This window comes from Mesorhizobium sp. WSM4849 (genome assembly GCF_055811385.1).
Genome location: NZ_JBVVPW010000121.1, coordinates 1 through 412 on the forward strand (window position 1 = coordinate 1; position 412 = coordinate 412).

Genomic DNA, 412 nt, shown 5'->3' on the forward strand with positions numbered 1-412 from the left:
AGGCCGGGTGTGGAAGAGCGGCAACGCTTGAAGCTTACCGGTACTAATAGTTCGATCGGCTTGATCGTTCTCATTCCCTATGCCCATTTTGGGCGACAATCCTTCGGATTGCGCCGAGATGGTCTGTTCTCACTCACGCTTGTTCCGCCCTGCGGGCGGCGCTACGTGGGTGCGGCGCATCGGCGCCGACGGTCGGTCGACCTTGCGAAGCTTCGCTTCGAAAGGCGCCAAGACCAAAAGAACGGTAAAGGCACACATAAGACCAGCGAACAGCTCAGAGAGAGCAGGAAATAGGGTTCCCTATTCGCTACTCACTATTGGCTATTCGCTCAAAAAGCTTCTCGAGCAACGTGCGCTTTGCCGACCTGGTGGTTATGGCGGAGCGGCTGCACCCGATCCCATTCCGAACTCG

The 412-nt window shown here is 57.0% G+C and carries 1 protein-coding gene; it reads left to right on the forward strand.

From position 1 onward, the window contains the following. Positions 1 to 294: hypothetical protein (locus AC0L3L_RS36485; protein WP_473642221.1), on the forward strand; the 294-nt coding region annotated here is incomplete at its 5' end. Positions 295 to 412: the final 118 nt, after the last annotated feature.